Below are 15,335 nucleotides of genomic sequence, written 5' to 3'. Positions count from 1 at the left end.
ACTCGCAGCAAGGACCCGCGAACCCCCGGCCTCATTACGCGGGTTCGCCACCGGGTCGATGTGATCTGGGCCACATCCCTCACAGTAGGTGGAAATCAGCCGCTGATCACTGTTAGAAAGGGGAAAATCCGGCGGAACCCGAGCTCTTGCGACAGGATCGGGCAGACGTGTCGGACGTGTCGGAGTCGGGCTGGACGGTGGGGGTCTCGGTGGAGCGGACAACCGCGGCACAGGACCCCCGCATCGCCGAATACACCCGGGTCTACCAGGAACATCACGCGCGGCTCGTCGGCTACGCGCGTTCGCTGACCGGCAACTCCTGGCTGGCCGAGGACCTGGTGGCCGAGGCGCATTTCCGGGTCTGGCGGCGCATTGCGGCGGGCCACCGGGTGGACGACCCGGCCGCGTATCTGGCCACGACGATCCGCAACCTCGCCGCGACCGTGGGCCGCGCGCCCCGTGAACTGCCGCAGCAGCCGGACGAGGCGTGGCGCTGGGCCGACGGGACGAGCGCCGCCGCCACGGCCGACCCGCAGCAGCACGTCGCGTACGTCGACATGCTCGCCGAGGTGATGAAGCAGCTGCCGGACCGCTGGGCCGAGGCGCTGTGGCTGGCGGAGGTGGAGGATCTCTCGGTTGCCAAGGTCGGCGAGCGGATGGGTTCGAACGCCAACGCGACCGCGGTACTGCTGCACCGGGCGCGCGAGGGGATGCGGCAGGCGTTCCTGCGCTCGCAGCCTGGCGCCCCGGCCGACCCCGCATGCGCGCAGCATTGGGAGCGGATGCCTGCCTACGTGCGCGGGGCCGCCGGTCCGCGCAGCGTCGCGACGCTCGCCGCGCACACCACCTCGTGCCCGGACTGCCGGGACCGGCTGGCAGGGCTCGAACTGGCCAACCGGCGGCTGCCGCTGTTGCTCGGCCCGGCGCTGCTCGCGCTGGCCGGGACCGGCGCCCTGCGCTTCCTGCTGCCCGTGCTCGGCGGCACGGCCACGGCGACGGCAGCGGGCGCGGCCGGCGCCAAGGCCGCGGCCGCCACTGGAGCCAAGGGCGCCGCCTCGGCGGGGCGCGGATCGTCGGGGGTGACCGGACCCGTCGGCGTCACCGTGGCGGCGGCCTGTGTCGTGGCGGCGGTTGCGGCGATCGCGTTCGCGGTGACCGGATCGGATTCGCCGGCGCCTGCGCACCGGGCGCTGCCCGCGTCGCAGGCGCCGTCCGCGCCGAGTCTGCCGCAGACGGCGCAGCCGGTCTCTCAGGCCGTGCCGGCCTCGTCGAGCCCACAGCCGAAAGCGAGCAAGTCCAGCGCGCCACGGGCCGTGATCGCGCCATACACGTCACCGCCTGCCGCCAATCTGACGCCGACGCAAGCCGGCGCTCAGGTTCCGTCCGCTGCGCCCACGTATCCGGTCACGACGAGCGCACCGCCCCCTGCCGTGTCGCCCTCGCCGAGCCCGTCCGCGACGCAGACGCCGCCGCCAGTGCCTACGCCGAGCCTCTCGCCCTCGCCGAGTCAGAGCCCGACGCCGTCACCGGAACCGACGTGCATACACTTCGGCAACTTGGTCATCGTTTGCCTGACGGTCACAGCTCACTGAATCGCCGAGCGCAGCCCGCGCAGGAAGCCGGCGCCGAGAGGACCGCTGAACCAGGCCGTGTGATCCACCAGGTAGCGGTACGCCAGCCCAGTGTTCTGCGGTGAGCCGGTCACGCCGCCGAAGTAGTCGATCTCGCTCAGGGCGAAGTCGGCGTGGCAGAGCGCGAGCAGGTCGGGCAGTGCGGCGCGTTCCGCGTCGGTGAGTGTCCGGATCTCCTCGTAACCGCCGACGAGCGCGAGCGCGGCATCGAGATGGACCGCTGCCGGGCCCCTCGCGTCGAGTTCGAGCCATTCGATGGCGTTGCGCTCGATCGCCGTGGCCAGGTCGTGCGCCGCGAACGCCCGCTGCGACAGGCCGAAGTCCAGTACCGTGGCCACCTGCCCGCCGCGCCACAGCAGATTCGAGGCGTGGAAGTCGTTGTGCGTCCACAACGGTTCCAGCGCCGCAAGGCGCGGCAGTACGCGCTCGTGGTGGGGCAGATGCCAGCGTTCGACGTCCTCGCGCCATGGACGCGACGCGAGCTCGTTGGCGAGCGCCGGCCGTGTGGCGGCGTACCACTGCACGGCCGCGAGCGGGTCGTCCACGGCGAAAACCTCGAACCCTGCGATCAGTGGTTGCGGCGCGCGGCGCGCGGCGTCGTATCCGCGGGCAGCCTCGTGCAGGAGAGCGAGGGCGCGGCCCGCGGCGCGGGCATGGCCGAGCCCGGTGAACGGCGACCAGGAGATCGCGTCCCGGTACAGGTCGTCGCCTTCGCCGACGGTATGCACCTCGTACGTCCACTCGCCGGCGGCCAGGGCCGTGCGTCCGTCGCGATCCTCCAGCAGGCGGACGACGGGCGCGCCGTTCTTCCTGAGGTACGCGAGGTAGTCGTGCTCTTCGCGCAACCCTGTGATCGAGCGCACCGAGCTGTGGTGGCGCTTGACGAACACCGACCCGCCACGTGCCGTCTCGACCAGACCTGCGGCGGAAAGCGGTCGCGGCGAGCGCCAGATCAGAGCCCTGGCGCCGCCGGCCTCCGGAACTCGGCGCAGCGCGGCGTCGGCCTCCGCGACGGTCAGCGGCGGCCAGTGCGGGACGACGCTCGTCGTACCAAGACCGTGCACGAGATGAGAGATCGACATCAGTGTGCTTCCGCCGGGTCGCCCGCAGCGCCCGGGCCGCCCGGATCGCCTGAAGTGCGGCCCCGGCCGGCGCCGCTTGGCCGCGTTTCGGCCGGGGGCAGGCCGAGCGCGGTCAGCACGTCCTGCTCAAGCTTGCCGAACTTGGGGAGCAGGAAGGTCTGCGTGGTGCGCGGTCGCGGCAGATCGACCTCGACGCGCGCCGCGAGTCGCGCCGGGCGCGGCGAGAGCACGTGCACGCTGTCGGCGAGGAACACCGCCTCGCGGATGTCGTGCGTCACCAGCAGCGCGGTCCACGCGTGCCGCTGCCAGGTCTCGGCCAGCCACAGCTGCATCTGCGTGCGCGTGAGCGAGTCGAGCGCGCCGAACGGCTCGTCGAGCAGCAACACGTGCCGCCCCATCGCGACGGTGCGCAGCAGCGCGGCCCGCTGCCGCATGCCGCCGGACAGCTGACCGGGGTACGAACGCTCAAAGCCGTCGAGCCCGAACTCCGCGAACAGCGGCCGGACCGCGGCGCGTGCCGTGCGCCGCGGCGTGCCCTGGACCTCCAGGCCGAGCGCGGCGTTGTCCTCGATCGTGCGCCACGGAAACAGCAGGTCCTTCTGCGGCATATAAGCGACCTGATGACGGTCGCCGGTCGCCGCCGCCGCGTCGATGCGCACCTCGCCGCGGGTCGGGCGGTCGAGCCCCGCGACGATGTTGAAGAGCGTGGACTTGCCGCAGCCGCTCGGGCCGATGATCGCGGTGAACTCGCCCGGCCGCACCGCGAGGTCGAGGCCGTCCAGCACGCGCAGCGGGTCACGGCCGGGCCGGGCGAACTGCTGGGTGAGGCCCCTGACTTCGAGCCGGTAGCCGGGCCGGGTCACGCGGCGTCGTCCTTCGCCGCGAACCGGCGCCACGGCGTCACCAGCCGCTCCAGCAGGTACGTGGAGGCGAACAGCAGCACGCTGAACAGCGCGATGACCAGAATCGAGGCGAAGACCAGATCCGTGCGGAACACCTGCTGCATCTGCTGCATGTAGATGCCCAGGCCGTCGACCGCGCCGGCGTATTCGGCGAAGACCGCGCCGCCGATCGCGTACGTGATCGAGACGCGCAGCCCGGCGAAGAAGAACGGCAGCGCGCCGGGCACCCGGACCTTCACGAAGGCCTGCCACCGGCTCGCCCCCATCGAGCGCAGCAGCCGCATGGCGTCCCCGTCGGCGGTGGCGAAGCCCTCGGCCAGCGACGCGGTCAGCGGGAAGAAGGTGGCCAGCGCCACCAGCAGCACCTTCGGCAGCAGGTAGAACCCGAACACCACCACGAACAGCGGTGCGATCGCCACGATCGGCACCGTCTGCGAGGCCACCAGCAGCGGGTAGAGCGCCCGCCGGGCCGCGGCGCAGAAGTCCATCGCCGTCGCGATCAGCCAGGACAGCGCGAACGAGACCCCGAAACCGATCGCGGTCTCCTCCAGCGTGGGCACGGTGTTCTGCCACAGCGCCGCCCGCTGCTCCCATCCCGCCGAGACGACCTGCGACGGCGTGGGCAGCACCTGCGGATCGCGCACGCCGAACTGCCCGGCCACCTGCCAGCCGCCGATCAGCGCGGCGGCGAGCAGCAGCGGCGGCCAGAGCGCACGCGACACGGCGAGGACCTTCGCGGTGATGTTCACGGTGCGGCCGGGTTCAGCGCTGCGGGGTTCATGGCATGCCGGAGTCGGTACTCATGGATGAGCTGGGCTGGCCGGCAGCCGGGCTTGCGGTCGGCAGATAGGCGTTCGTGTACAGGGTCGAGACGTCCGGCTCGGCGGTCGACTTCTTGCCCGAGGCGTCGGCGAGGATCCCGTTGGCGTACAGGAAGTCGGTCAGCGCCTTCCACCGCGCCTCGCTCTGCACGCCGATCTGACCGTTCGAATCCTGGTAGTACTGCGCCGCCTCAAGCGCGGCGCTCTGCTCCACCAGTTCCCGCTGCGCGCCGAGCACCGACTGGTTCGCCTGGATCAGCAGGTTCGCTGCCTGCGCCGGGTGCGCGGTCGCGTACTGATAGCCCTTCAGCACCGCGGCCAGGAACTTGCGCGCGGTGTCCGGATGCGCGTTGAGGTACTGGTGCGAGGTCGCGATCAGCGCCGAGTAGATCGCCGGGAATCCGTATACGGACAGGTCGAACGTGTTCAGCGACTTGCCGACCAGCTTGGCCTGGATGACCTCCCAGGTCGGCTCGGGAAGCGCGAAGTCCGCCTGGCCAGCGTAGAGCGCCTGGTACGCGTCCGTGTTGAGCGTGACGTCCTTGAACGAGCCGGTGCCGCCGGCCTGCTTGATCACGTACTTGAGCATCGGCACTTCGAGCGGTGAGCCGTAGCCGGCGTAGGTCCTGCCGTCGAGCTGTTTGGGCGAGCTGATCCCGCTGTCCGCCCGCACGCCGATCACCACGTCGGTCTTCTGGGTGATCGCGAAGACCGAGGTGAGGTCGCCGCCGGTGGCCACCGCCTCGGTCAGCCCGTCCTGGTAGGAGATCCCGAAGTCGGCCCTGTGCGTCGAGACCAGCGTCTCCGGCGCGGTCGAGCCGTACGGCACGATCTTCAGGTCGATCCCGGCGGCCTTGAAGTAGCCGAGCTGCTGGGCGACGAAGATGCCGGTGTGGTTGGTGTTGGGCGTCCAGTCCAGGGCGAGGGTCACCGTGACCGGCGCCGCGCCCGGACCGCCGCCCGCGCCGGGCGCCGCCGCCGAGGACGGCGCTGACGAGGAGCATGCCGCCGCGGCGCCGAGCGTTGCGGTCAGGGCGGACGTGAGCACGATGCGAGAAGCTGTGCGGCGCATGCTGCTGGCCTTCATCTGTTTTGGGGAACTACCGGACGCGCGCGCTGCCGCTCGGCGGTGACACGGCGGCGCGGCGTACCGTGTCGAGCCGGTGCCGACCCGTGTGCTGAGCGAGGCCGGCTGTGGCTGATCCAGCTTCGATCATCATATCGCGTACACACCCGGGGTCCGTATTTCGGACGAGTCAGATTGTGCTGCGGGCGTCGTCTTCGCACCGACACCCTGCGGGTCGGCTGTTTCATCCCCGAATTGCCGGGTATCGGCGACCCCTGGTGGGTCCGATTCTGTTATGGCGTACGACAATCGGATAGATGTACCAGATGGGCGGCGAAGGTTGACAGCCTCAGCCGCGACCAACAAGGGGGAAACAAGCATGGCTGCGGACAACGACAGCTCGCGAAGTACCGTCGCCGGCCACAGCGCGGCGGCGGACAGTCCGGTGACCTCTACCACGCCGGTCACCAACAGCGTGGTCAGCAACAGCATCGGGTGGATCGGCACCGGCCACATGGGTACCGCGCTGGTGACCCGGCTGCTGGGCGCCGGGCAGCACGTGACGGTGTGCAACCGCACCAGGGTGAAGGCCGAGGAACTGGCCCCGCTCGGTGCCACCGTGGTGGACGGCCCGGCCGACCTGGCCGACTGCCGTATCGTCTTCATCACCGTGGACACCCCGGCCAGCCTGGTCACCGTGGCGACCGCGCTGTTCGGCGGTTCGAGCGGCCCGCGCACCGTGGTGGACTGTTCCACGGTCGACGCCCCGGCCGCGCGCACCCTGCGCGAACTGGCCGCCAAGACGGACACGGCGGTGCTGGCCGCTCCGATCAGCGGCAACGCCGGTGCCGTGACCGGCGGCACCGCCTCGTTCTGCGTGTCGGGCCCGCAGGACGCCTACCAGCAGGTTCTGCCCCTGCTTGAGATACTCGGACGCTCCGTCAGCTACGTCGGGGAGGGCGACGCGGCGCGCGTGGTAAAGCTCTGCCACAACATCCTGCTCGGCGTCATGACGCAGACCCTTGCCGAGGTGACGACGCTCGCCGCGCGCTACGGCGTCACCCGCACGGCGCTGATGCAGTTCCTCAACGGCTCGGTCCTCGCCTCGGACTTCACCAGGTACAAGACCCCGGCGATGCTCTCGCTGGACTTCGCGCCCACCTTCACCATGGAGCTGCTGCGCAAGGACTTCGACCTCGGACTCGCCGCCGCCCGGGTGATGGAGACCCCGATGCCCGTGTCCGGCGCCGCGTATCAGCGCATCCAGGAGGCGGTGACCTCGGGTTTCCGTGAGGCGGACTTCGCCGCGCTGCTCGAACTTCAGGCACACGCCGCGGGCTTCGAACTGCGGCCGGAGGGCGGCGCCACGCACTGACAGGCCCTTACCACGCATCCGGGTCGCCCGCCCCGGAAGGCCGGCGGCGGGAAACCCGGATGCGGGCGGCGCCGAGCCGGTGCCAGACTGCGGTATGGCTTGGCGAACTACTGCTGACATCGCCGCCTTCGACGAGGCCGCGGGCGCCTTCGTCGCGGCGGAGCCCACCCGCAACACGTTGCTGCTCTCGATCCCCAGCGTCCTGCGCCAGCGCGGGCCGCTCGCCTTCGGCAACGAGCCGCCCCGCTTCGGCTGGTACGAGGACGTGGACGGCAAGGTCGGCGCGGCCCTCGTGCAGACGCCGCCGCACCCGGCGCTGCTCTCCGAACTGCCGGACGGCGCCGCGGCCCCGTTGGTCGACGCGCTGCTCGCCGCGAACTGGCGGCTGTCAGGTGTGAACGCGCCCTCGGCCACGGCCGACGCGGTCGCCGCCGTTTGGTGCGCCGCTACCGGAACGTCGGCGAAGGTACGGATGCGCAACCGGCTCTACCTGCTCGGCGAGCTGGTCGAGCCGACGCCCGCGCCGCGCGGCACGTCCCGCCTGGCCACCGCCGCCGACCTCGACCTGGCGTCGGCCTGGTACGCGCATTTCGCACAGGAGGTCGGCGACCCGGTGCTCAACGCGCAGCGCGTCGTCGGCGACCGCGTCGAGAACGGCACCCTGCTGTTGTGGGAGGCCGACGGCGCCCCGGTCTCCATGGCCGGTATCAGCCTTCTGCTGGAGGGCGGCGGCATGCGGGTCGGTCCGGTTTACACGCCCCCGGGCCTGCGTCGCCGCGGATACGCGGCAGCCGCCACGGCTGCGGCCTGCCGGCTCGCGTTCGACCGCGGCGCCCGCGAGGTCTCGCTGTTCACCGACCTGGCCAACCCGACGAGCAACGCGCTCTACCGGCGGCTGGGCTTCCGGCAGGTCGAAGACCGCGTGGTGATCGACTTCATCGGGCGATGAACCGGTTCCGCGCGGCCGACGCGTTCGTACGGTCCACGGGTGCCACCGGCTGCTCATGTTGCTGTTCGGGCGTCCGGCGCAGCATGATGTGATCGGATCTCTGCCGGCCGACGAAGGGGTTGATCCGTGCGCGCCGCGCTGTTCATCACCTGCCTGAACGACGCGCTGTTCCCCGACGCCGGAAAGGCGACGGTCGGGCTGCTTGAGCGGCTCGGCGTCACCGTGGACTTCCCGATGGCGCAGACCTGTTGCGGCCAGATGCATTACAACACCGGATATCAGCGCGATGCCGAGCCGCTGGCCCGCAACTTCGCCGAGGTCTTCGGCGGGTACGAGTACGTGGTCGCCCCTTCGGGTTCCTGCGCGGCGATGGTCCGCGACATTCATCCGAGGATTGTCCGGGATGTGGCCATCCCGAAGGTGTACGAGCTGTCCGAGTTCCTGATCGACGTCCTCGAAGTCGAGGACGTGGGCGCGTACTTTCCGCACCGGGTCGTGTATCACCCGACGTGTCACTCACTGCGGCTGCTGAACGTCGGCGACCGGCCGACCAGACTGCTGCGCGCGGTGGCGGGCCTCGAACTGGAGGAACTGCCGGGGGCGCAGGAGTGCTGCGGCTTCGGCGGCACCTTCTCGGTGAAGAATCCGGACGTCTCGGCGGCGATGGGCGCGGACAAGGTGGCCAACGCGGTGAGCAGCGCGGCGGAGTATCTGGTGGCCGCGGACAACTCGTGCCTGATGCACATCGGCGGGATCGCCCGGCGTTCGCAGGCCCCGATCAAGACGATCCACCTGGCCGAAGTGCTCGCCGCGACGCGCGCCGGTTGATCCGGGCCGATGGACGGGGCCAGACGGGTCGTCAGTGCTCGCGAACGGCGGCGACGGCCCTCACGAACTGCTGCGCCGGGCGCTCGCCCACCGGACGCAGGATCACCGTGTCGATCCCGGCCTGCCACAGCGACCGGACGCGTGCGGCGACGTCCGCCGGGCTGCCCGAGACCGTGAAGACGTCCTGCGGCGCGATGCCGAGCAGCTCGGAGTAGTCGGCGACGATCGGCGCCAAGGCCGCGCGTGCCTTCTCTGTGTCCTCGTCGATGCACAGATGAGTGAAGATCAGCAGCATGTGCGGCTTTTCGCCGGCCACGCCCGCGCCGGTGTCCGCGTCCGCGCGGCCCTTCTCGATCAGGGCACGGATGCCGAGCACCTCATCCGGACCGCGTCCCTCGACGATCAGCGTGCCGTCCGCCACACGGCCGGACAGCTCCAGCGACCGCGGGCCGATGACGCCGGCGATCACCGGCGGCACCTCACGCGGTGGATGCACCAGCCGCACGCCGTCGAGGTGGACGACCCGGCCGTGCAGCGTCACCTCCTCGCCGCGCAGCAGCGCCCGCACCGCGTCCATGGTCTCCTTCAACAGCGCCAGACGGTGCGGCGTGCCCGCCCCGACCTGCTCCATCCACTCCGGCACGCCGTGCCCGATCCCGGCGACGAGGCGACCCGGATGGATGCGGGCCAGCGCCGCGAGCTCCATGGCGAGCAGCGCCGGATTGCGCAGCGGCGCGGGCGTGATCCCGATGCCGACGCGCAGCATCCGCGTCGCGGCCAGGGCGGTGGCGGCCGAGGCGATCGAGCCGGCCCACCGCAGGTCCTCGACCAGCCACAGGTCGTCGGCGCCGCCCGCCTCGACCTCGCGCGCGAAGTCGGCGAGGCCCTCCGGCGGCAGGTCGCGGTCGTACATGACGCCGATCCGGCGCGGCGCCGTAGAGGTCTCGCCATCCGAAGTCTCGATCACGACGCCATGCTACTGAGGCGCAGTGACACCGATCCGTCGCCGCCCGGGCCGGCTACTTCTTCTTCCGCTTCCTGGTGGTGCCGCGCGCGGCGATGATCGAGCCGACGCCGATGGCCGTGAGCAGGTGCCCGTTGTGCCCGATCCCGCCGAACGTCGACCGCACGAGCCTGAGCGGGACGACCTGCACCACCGCGAGCGCCACCGTGACCACGAACGCGCCGCCGAACACGATCAGGGCCGTGACGGCGCGCCGGTCGGTGCGCACGACCGTGCTCGCGAACGTGCCGACGCTGCGTCGGGCGATGAACATGATCCACGCGAGCCCGCCGAGCATCGCGAGCGCGACCGCGGCCCCGAGCACGCGCAGCTGTGCGGCGCTGGTGAGGTCGGAGACGACCAGCACCAGGAACGTCGCCGCGTACGCCGCTCCGCACAGGCGGCGCAGCAGCAGCACGATCGTGTTCGCCAGGTTCTCCCGGGCCAGCTTCTGTTGCGGATTGTGCCGCAGCGAGGTGCGGAAACCGGCCAGCGCCCGTGCCCAGCTGCCGTTCGCCCGGTCCAGCACCGCGATGTTGTTGTGCGCGGTGGCGAGGTTCGGATTGATGCTCAGCGCGTGCAGGTAGGCCGCGCGGGCCTCCTCGGACCGGCCGAGCTGCTTGACCACGACGCCGTAGAGCACGTGCACGTCGGCCTCGTTGGGCGCCAGTTCCCGGGCGCGCTGTGCCGGGGGCAGCGCGGCGTGCGGGTCGCTGTGCCGCAGGCACTCGGCCAGCAGCCAGTGGCAGCGCCACTCCTCCGGGGCCAGCCGCAGCGCCTCCCGCGCCTCGGCCGTCGCCGCCGGGCGATCGCCCGCCGCGTTGTACGCGTTGGCCAGGATCCGGTGACCGTGCTCCGAGCCGGGATCGGCCGCGACCGCGGCCTTCGCCGTCTCGATCGCCTGGCCCATCTCCCCGGTCGCGTGATGGCAGCGGGCCAGCAGCCGCAACGCGAAGGCGTTGCCGGGATCCGCCGCCAGCACCACGCCGAGCCGGGTGCGTGCCTCGCCCGGACGGCCGAGGTCGAGCAGCGTGGAGGCGCGGATGAGCTCGTCCCGCGTGTCCGGGCCGGTCACAGCAGTTTGCGCTTCTTGAGGTAATCCAGCAGGTCGTCGTAGGCACCGGCCTCGTTGGCGAACATCGCCACGTTGCGCGCCGACTCAAGCCACGGCCCGATCGACGGGCGCACCTCGCCCAGCGCGGCCTCGATGTCCCGCATCTCGATCATCCGGACGTTGCCCGTGACGGCCGAGTCCAGCAGCGCCCGCTCCGCCGCAGTCTCGCAGACGTGCGCCAAGTCCGCGCCGGAGTAGCCCTCGGTCCGCTTCGCCGTCGCACCGAGGTCGATCTTCGCCACCGGGCGGCCCTTGAGATGGTGACGCAGGATCGCCTCGCGCGCCTGCTGGTCGGGCGGCAGCACCAGCACCGTGCGGTCCAGCCGCCCCGGCCGGCGCAGCGCCACGTCCACGTCCCACGGCGCGTTGGTCGCCGCGAGCACGAAGACCCCGTCGTTCTGCGCGCCGACGCCGTCGAGCTCGGCCAGCAGTTGGTTGACGGTCCCGCGCATCGAGTTGGACCGCAGCTGGCTGCGGCGCTGGCCGAGCGCGTCCACCTCGTCGAGGAACAGCACACAGGGCGCGTTGCGCCGGGCGGTGGCGAAGATCTCGCTGAGGTTGCGCTCGCTCTGCCCGATGTACATGTCGAGCACGTCCGCGAGCGTCACCGAGAAGAAGGCCGCGCCGAGCTCGCCCGCGATCGCGCGGGCCAGGAAGGTCTTGCCGCAGCCGGGCGGCCCGTAGAGCAGCAGCCCGCCCTTGAGCGACTTGCCGTACAGCTTGCGCAGCTCGGGGTTGCGCATCGGTGCCAGGAACGCGGCCTCAAGCCGCTTCTTCACCTGCGCCATGCCGCCGACGTCGGCCAGCCGCACCGTGCTGGACTCCACGTCGAAGGCCGGCTCGGTCAGCTCCTCGTCGCCGTCGACGAACATCGGCGGCAGCGCCTCGCCGAGGTCGCGGGCCGCCGCGTCCCAGTCGAAGCCCTCGAAGTCCGGTTCGCCGAAGCCGCCGGTAGGGGGAGCGCCAGGCGCCGGGGGTATCGCGTCCGGCAGCGAATCCGGGGAGACGGACGGGCCGGGTATCGGCGCGGCCTGAGGCGTGGCGCCGGGCGCGGGGGAGGAGCCGCCGACTGCGCGCTGCATCAGCGCGAGGGCGGCCGTGGAAGTCGGCTCGGCGGCGAGCACCAGCCCGAGGTGGCTGATCGCCTCGGCCGTCGCTCCGGCATCGAGCAGCAGACCGGCGAGGTGCAGGCGCAGCGGCACGTCCCGCGGGGCGGCTTCCACCGCCTTGCGCAGGCTGTCGATGAGCGGCGAACCGTCCACGGCGTCCTCCCCGATGCGATCCCGGCTCGAAGCCGGGGGCACCAGTGTATGGGCGCGGTCTGTCTGTTGACGGTGCCACCAGGATCTTCGATCCCGGCACGTGTCTGGACGTCACGCGGCGGCCACGGTGTGTCGTGCTCTTTGTCAGCCCTCGAAGCGCATCTCGATCAACAGCGCCGTCTCGTCGAGGTTGTATGGGGTGCGTACGCCGGTGTCCGCGAAGCCGTAGCGGCGGTAGAAGGCGTGTGCCCGCTCGTTGCGCTCGTGCACCGACAACGTGATCACGTCCGCGCCACCGGCCTCCCGTGCCCACGCGATCGCCGCGTCGAACAACAGCGAGGCGACGCCGGGTTGATCAACACTGTGCCGATCAACGCCGCGCCGCGCGCCGCGCTGCCCCGGCGTCACGTAAACGCCGTAGATCACCAGCTCGCGGCCGTCGGTCAGGACCGAGTCCGCCTTCGTGAAGGTTCCGGTGGTGCCGACGATCCGCCCGCTCGGGTCGAAGGCCGCGAACAGTGCCGTGTGCGCGGCTTCGGCGTCGCGCCGCGCCCGCTCGCGCCAGTCGTCGTCAGGCTTTGCGAGCGCGTCCTCGTAGCGCTCGCCGAAGCCGATCGGCGTGTCCTTGAGCGCTTCCAACCGGATGTCCCGCAGCGCCCGCCACTCGTCCGCGCGGACTCTGCGGACTTCCCAGCCGCTGTGATCACTGCTTTCCATACCCGCGATCATGCTGGATCGCGGGTGGCGGCCTCCAGCGGTTTTCTGCGATCCGCCGCGCCGAGTTCTGCCAATATGTCTGTGCACGGCGCGTGCACAGGACGAGGACCAGTCAACAGGCGGGCAGGGCGGAAGACGATGACGGTGCCGATCAACCAGCGGATCGCGGAAGAGCTGGGTGTGCGCGAGCGCCAGGTCACGGCGGCGGTGGAGCTGCTGGACGGCGGGGCGACCGTCCCGTTCATCGCCCGGTACCGCAAGGAGGCCACCGAGGCGCTGGACGACACGCAGCTGCGCAACCTGGAGGAGCGGCTGCGCTACCTGCGCGAGCTGGAGGAGCGCCGCGCCGCGATCCTGGAGTCGATCCGCAGCCAGGGCAAGCTCGACGAGGCGCTGGAGGCGCAGATCAACGCCGCGGACTCCAAGGCCCGGCTTGAGGACATCTACCTGCCGTTCAAGCCGAAGCGGCGCACCAAGGCGCAGATCGCCCGCGAGGCGGGGCTCGAACCCCTGGCCGACCTGCTGCTGGCCGACCCGTCGCAGGACCCGCAGACCGCCGCGGCCGCGTACGTGGACGCGGACCGCGGCGTGGCCGACGCCGCGGCGGCGCTCGACGGTGCCCGCTCGATCCTGGTCGAGCGCTTCGCCGAGGACGCGGACCTGATCGGCGAACTGCGCGAGCGGATGTGGGAGCGCGGCCGGGTCGTCTCCAGCGTGCGGGACGGCAAGCAGGACGCCGGGGCGAAGTTCTCCGACTACTTCGAGTTCGCCGAGCCGTTCACCACGCTGCCCTCGCACCGGGTGCTGGCCCTGCTGCGCGGCGAGAAGGAAGAGGTGCTCGACCTCGTCTTCGAGCCCGAAGAGGCCGGACCGGAGGCCGCGGCGGCTCAAAGCGCCACGGTCCGCACCGGTTACGAGGTGCGCATCGCCGCCCGCTACGACGTCGCGGACCAGGGCCGCCCCGCCGACCACTGGCTGCTGGACACGGTGCGCTGGGCCTGGCGCACCCGCATCCTGATCAAGCTCGGCGTCGACCTGCGGATGCGGCTGTGTCAGGCGGCCGAGGACGAGGCGGTGCGCGTGTTCGCCGCCAATCTGCGCGACCTGCTGCTCGCCGCACCGGCCGGCACCCGCGCCACGATGGGCCTTGACCCCGGCTACCGCACCGGAGTCAAGGTCGCCGTGGTCGACGACACCGGCAAGGTCGTGGCCACCACCGCGATCTACCCGCACGTGCCGCAGCAGCGCTGGGACGAGTCGATCGCCGTGCTCGCGAAGCTGGCCGCGGCGCACCACGTCGACCTGGTCGCCATCGGCAACGGCACCGCCTCGCGGGAGACGGACAAGCTGGCCCTCGATCTGATCGCCCGCCACCCCGACCTGCGGCTGACCAAGGTGCTTGTCTCCGAGGCCGGCGCGTCGGTCTACTCGGCCTCCGCCTACGCCGCGCGGGAGCTGCCCGAGCTCGACGTCTCGCTGCGCGGCGCCGTCTCCATCGCGCGCCGGCTCCAGGACCCGCTGGCCGAGCTGGTGAAGATCGACCCGAAGTCGATCGGCGTCGGCCAGTACCAGCACGACATCTCCGAGTTCAAGCTCTCCCGCTCGCTGGACGCCGTCGTCGAGGACTGTGTCAACGGCGTCGGCGTGGACGTCAACACCGCCTCGGTGCCGCTGCTGGCCCGCGTCTCAGGCATCGGCGACAGCCTGGCCGAGAACATCGTGGCGCACCGCGACGCCAACGGCCCGTTCCGCACCCGCGGCGCGCTCAAGAGCGTGTCCCGCCTCGGCCCCAAGGCCTTCGAGCAGTGCGCGGGCTTCCTGCGCATCCCCGGCGGCGACGATCCGCTGGACGCCTCCAGCGTGCACCCGGAGTCCTATCCGGTGATCCGCAGGATCCTGACCTCGACCAAGCAGGAGATCAGGAGCCTGATCGGCAACGCGACCGCGCTGCGCGCGCTGAGGCCCGCCGACTACGTCGACGACACCTTCGGGCTGCCGACCGTCACCGACATCCTGCGCGAGCTGGAGAAGCCGGGCCGCGACCCGCGCCCCGCGTTCCGCACCGCCGCCTTCAAGGAGGGCGTGGAGAAGCCCTCGGACCTGCAACCCGGCATGCTGCTCGAAGGCGTGGTGACGAACGTCGCGGCCTTCGGGGCGTTCGTGGACGTCGGCGTGCACCAGGACGGGCTCGTGCACGTCTCGGCAATGTCGCGCAGTTTCGTCAAGGACCCGCGCGAGGTGGTCAAGCCCGGCGACGTGGTGCGTGTCAAGGTGCTGGACGTGGACCTGCCGCGGCAGCGCATCTCGCTCACCCTGCGCCTCGACGACGAGCCGCAGCGTTCGCGCGGCGGCCAGAACCGTGCCGAGCAGGGTCGCGGCGAGCGCAACCGCGCAGATCAGAACCGTGATCGCGACGCGCGCGGCCAGGGTGAGCGGCAGCGCGGCGATCGCGGCCGCGGCGCCGGGACTTCCGGCGGATCGGCCGATACCGCACTTGCTGATGCGCTACGGCGCGCCGGTTTGGTTAAATAAGCAACCACGGGCACGAAATCGTAACCACCCGGCAGCACTGTGTATCAGGAAGC

At 71.4% G+C, this 15,335-nt stretch carries 13 protein-coding genes; 5 read left to right on the top strand and 8 right to left on the bottom strand.

Annotated elements, in window-relative coordinates; genetic code table 11:
- The first annotated feature begins 167 nt into the window (after positions 1–167).
- Complete coding sequence (locus VGS97_RS19615; RefSeq protein WP_326855045.1) at positions 168–1,592, top strand: sigma-70 family RNA polymerase sigma factor; 1,425 nt, start codon at positions 168–170, stop codon at positions 1,590–1,592.
- On the opposite strand, the gene VGS97_RS19610 is transcribed toward VGS97_RS19615, so the two are convergent.
- Genes VGS97_RS19610 through VGS97_RS19595 form a run of 4 tightly spaced genes read right to left on the bottom strand, consistent with a single transcriptional unit; the run spans position 1,586 to position 5,523 of the window.
- Positions 1,586–2,713: a phosphotransferase enzyme family protein gene (locus tag VGS97_RS19610; protein ID WP_326855044.1), complete on the bottom strand. Its 1,128-nt coding sequence runs from the start codon at positions 2,711–2,713 to the stop codon at positions 1,586–1,588. The two genes, VGS97_RS19615 and VGS97_RS19610, sit on opposite strands and share 7 nt — an antisense overlap.
- Positions 2,713–3,576 carry an ABC transporter ATP-binding protein gene (locus VGS97_RS19605; protein WP_326855043.1) on the bottom strand — a complete coding sequence of 288 codons (864 nt, stop codon included), beginning with the start codon at positions 3,574–3,576 and terminating at the stop codon, positions 2,713–2,715. Before VGS97_RS19605 ends, VGS97_RS19610 begins: the two co-directional genes overlap by 1 nt.
- Positions 3,573–4,364, bottom strand: a complete 792-nt coding sequence (locus VGS97_RS19600) for an ABC transporter permease (RefSeq protein WP_326855042.1) — start codon at positions 4,362–4,364, stop codon at positions 3,573–3,575. The genes VGS97_RS19605 and VGS97_RS19600 overlap by 4 nt, the downstream gene beginning before the upstream one ends.
- A gap of 28 nt (positions 4,365–4,392) precedes the next feature.
- Positions 4,393–5,523, bottom strand: a complete 1,131-nt coding sequence (locus VGS97_RS19595) for an ABC transporter substrate-binding protein (RefSeq protein ID WP_326855041.1) — start codon at positions 5,521–5,523, stop codon at positions 4,393–4,395.
- Between the two features lie 358 nt (positions 5,524–5,881).
- Here VGS97_RS19595 and VGS97_RS19590 point away from each other — a divergent pair, with 358 nt between their 5' ends.
- The 3 genes from VGS97_RS19590 (at position 5,882) to VGS97_RS19580 (ending at position 8,654) form a co-directional block, all read left to right on the top strand.
- Positions 5,882–6,877: an NAD(P)-dependent oxidoreductase gene (locus VGS97_RS19590; RefSeq protein ID WP_326855040.1), complete on the top strand. Its 996-nt coding sequence runs from the start codon at positions 5,882–5,884 to the stop codon at positions 6,875–6,877.
- A gap of 94 nt (positions 6,878–6,971) precedes the next feature.
- A complete protein-coding gene (locus VGS97_RS19585; protein WP_326855039.1) occupies positions 6,972–7,826 on the top strand; it encodes a GNAT family N-acetyltransferase in 855 nt (284 codons plus the stop codon).
- A 126-nt stretch (positions 7,827–7,952) separates the two neighbouring features.
- Complete coding sequence (locus VGS97_RS19580; RefSeq protein WP_326855038.1) at positions 7,953–8,654, top strand: (Fe-S)-binding protein; 702 nt, start codon at positions 7,953–7,955, stop codon at positions 8,652–8,654.
- 31 nt (positions 8,655–8,685) lie between these two features.
- Here VGS97_RS19580 and VGS97_RS19575 read toward each other — a convergent pair whose 3' ends face one another.
- From VGS97_RS19575 to VGS97_RS19560, 4 genes are all read right to left on the bottom strand, one after another.
- The gene (locus tag VGS97_RS19575; RefSeq protein WP_326855037.1) at positions 8,686–9,621 is read right to left on the bottom strand and encodes an LLM class flavin-dependent oxidoreductase; all 936 of its coding nucleotides are present in this window, start codon (positions 9,619–9,621) and stop codon (positions 8,686–8,688) included.
- Between the two features lie 52 nt (positions 9,622–9,673).
- The gene (locus VGS97_RS19570; protein ID WP_326855036.1) at positions 9,674–10,732 is read right to left on the bottom strand and encodes a tetratricopeptide repeat protein; all 1,059 of its coding nucleotides are present in this window, start codon (positions 10,730–10,732) and stop codon (positions 9,674–9,676) included.
- Entirely contained in the window at positions 10,729–12,033 is a 1,305-nt protein-coding gene (locus tag VGS97_RS19565) for an ATP-binding protein (protein WP_326855035.1), read from the bottom strand. The genes VGS97_RS19570 and VGS97_RS19565 overlap by 4 nt, the downstream gene beginning before the upstream one ends.
- A gap of 144 nt (positions 12,034–12,177) precedes the next feature.
- On the bottom strand, positions 12,178–12,750 hold the full coding sequence (locus tag VGS97_RS19560) for a GNAT family N-acetyltransferase (protein ID WP_326855034.1): 573 nt from the start codon (positions 12,748–12,750) through the stop codon (positions 12,178–12,180).
- 138 nt (positions 12,751–12,888) lie between these two features.
- Here VGS97_RS19560 and VGS97_RS19555 point away from each other — a divergent pair, with 138 nt between their 5' ends.
- A complete protein-coding gene (locus VGS97_RS19555) occupies positions 12,889–15,282 on the top strand; it encodes a Tex family protein (RefSeq protein WP_326855033.1) in 2,394 nt (797 codons plus the stop codon).
- Positions 15,283–15,335 lie beyond the last annotated feature (53 nt).

The sequence above is a fragment of the Actinocrinis sp. genome (assembly GCF_035946395.1).
Classification (GTDB): domain Bacteria; phylum Actinomycetota; class Actinomycetes; order Streptomycetales; family Catenulisporaceae; genus Actinocrinis.
This window is presented reverse-complemented; position numbering and strand designations above follow the sequence as displayed.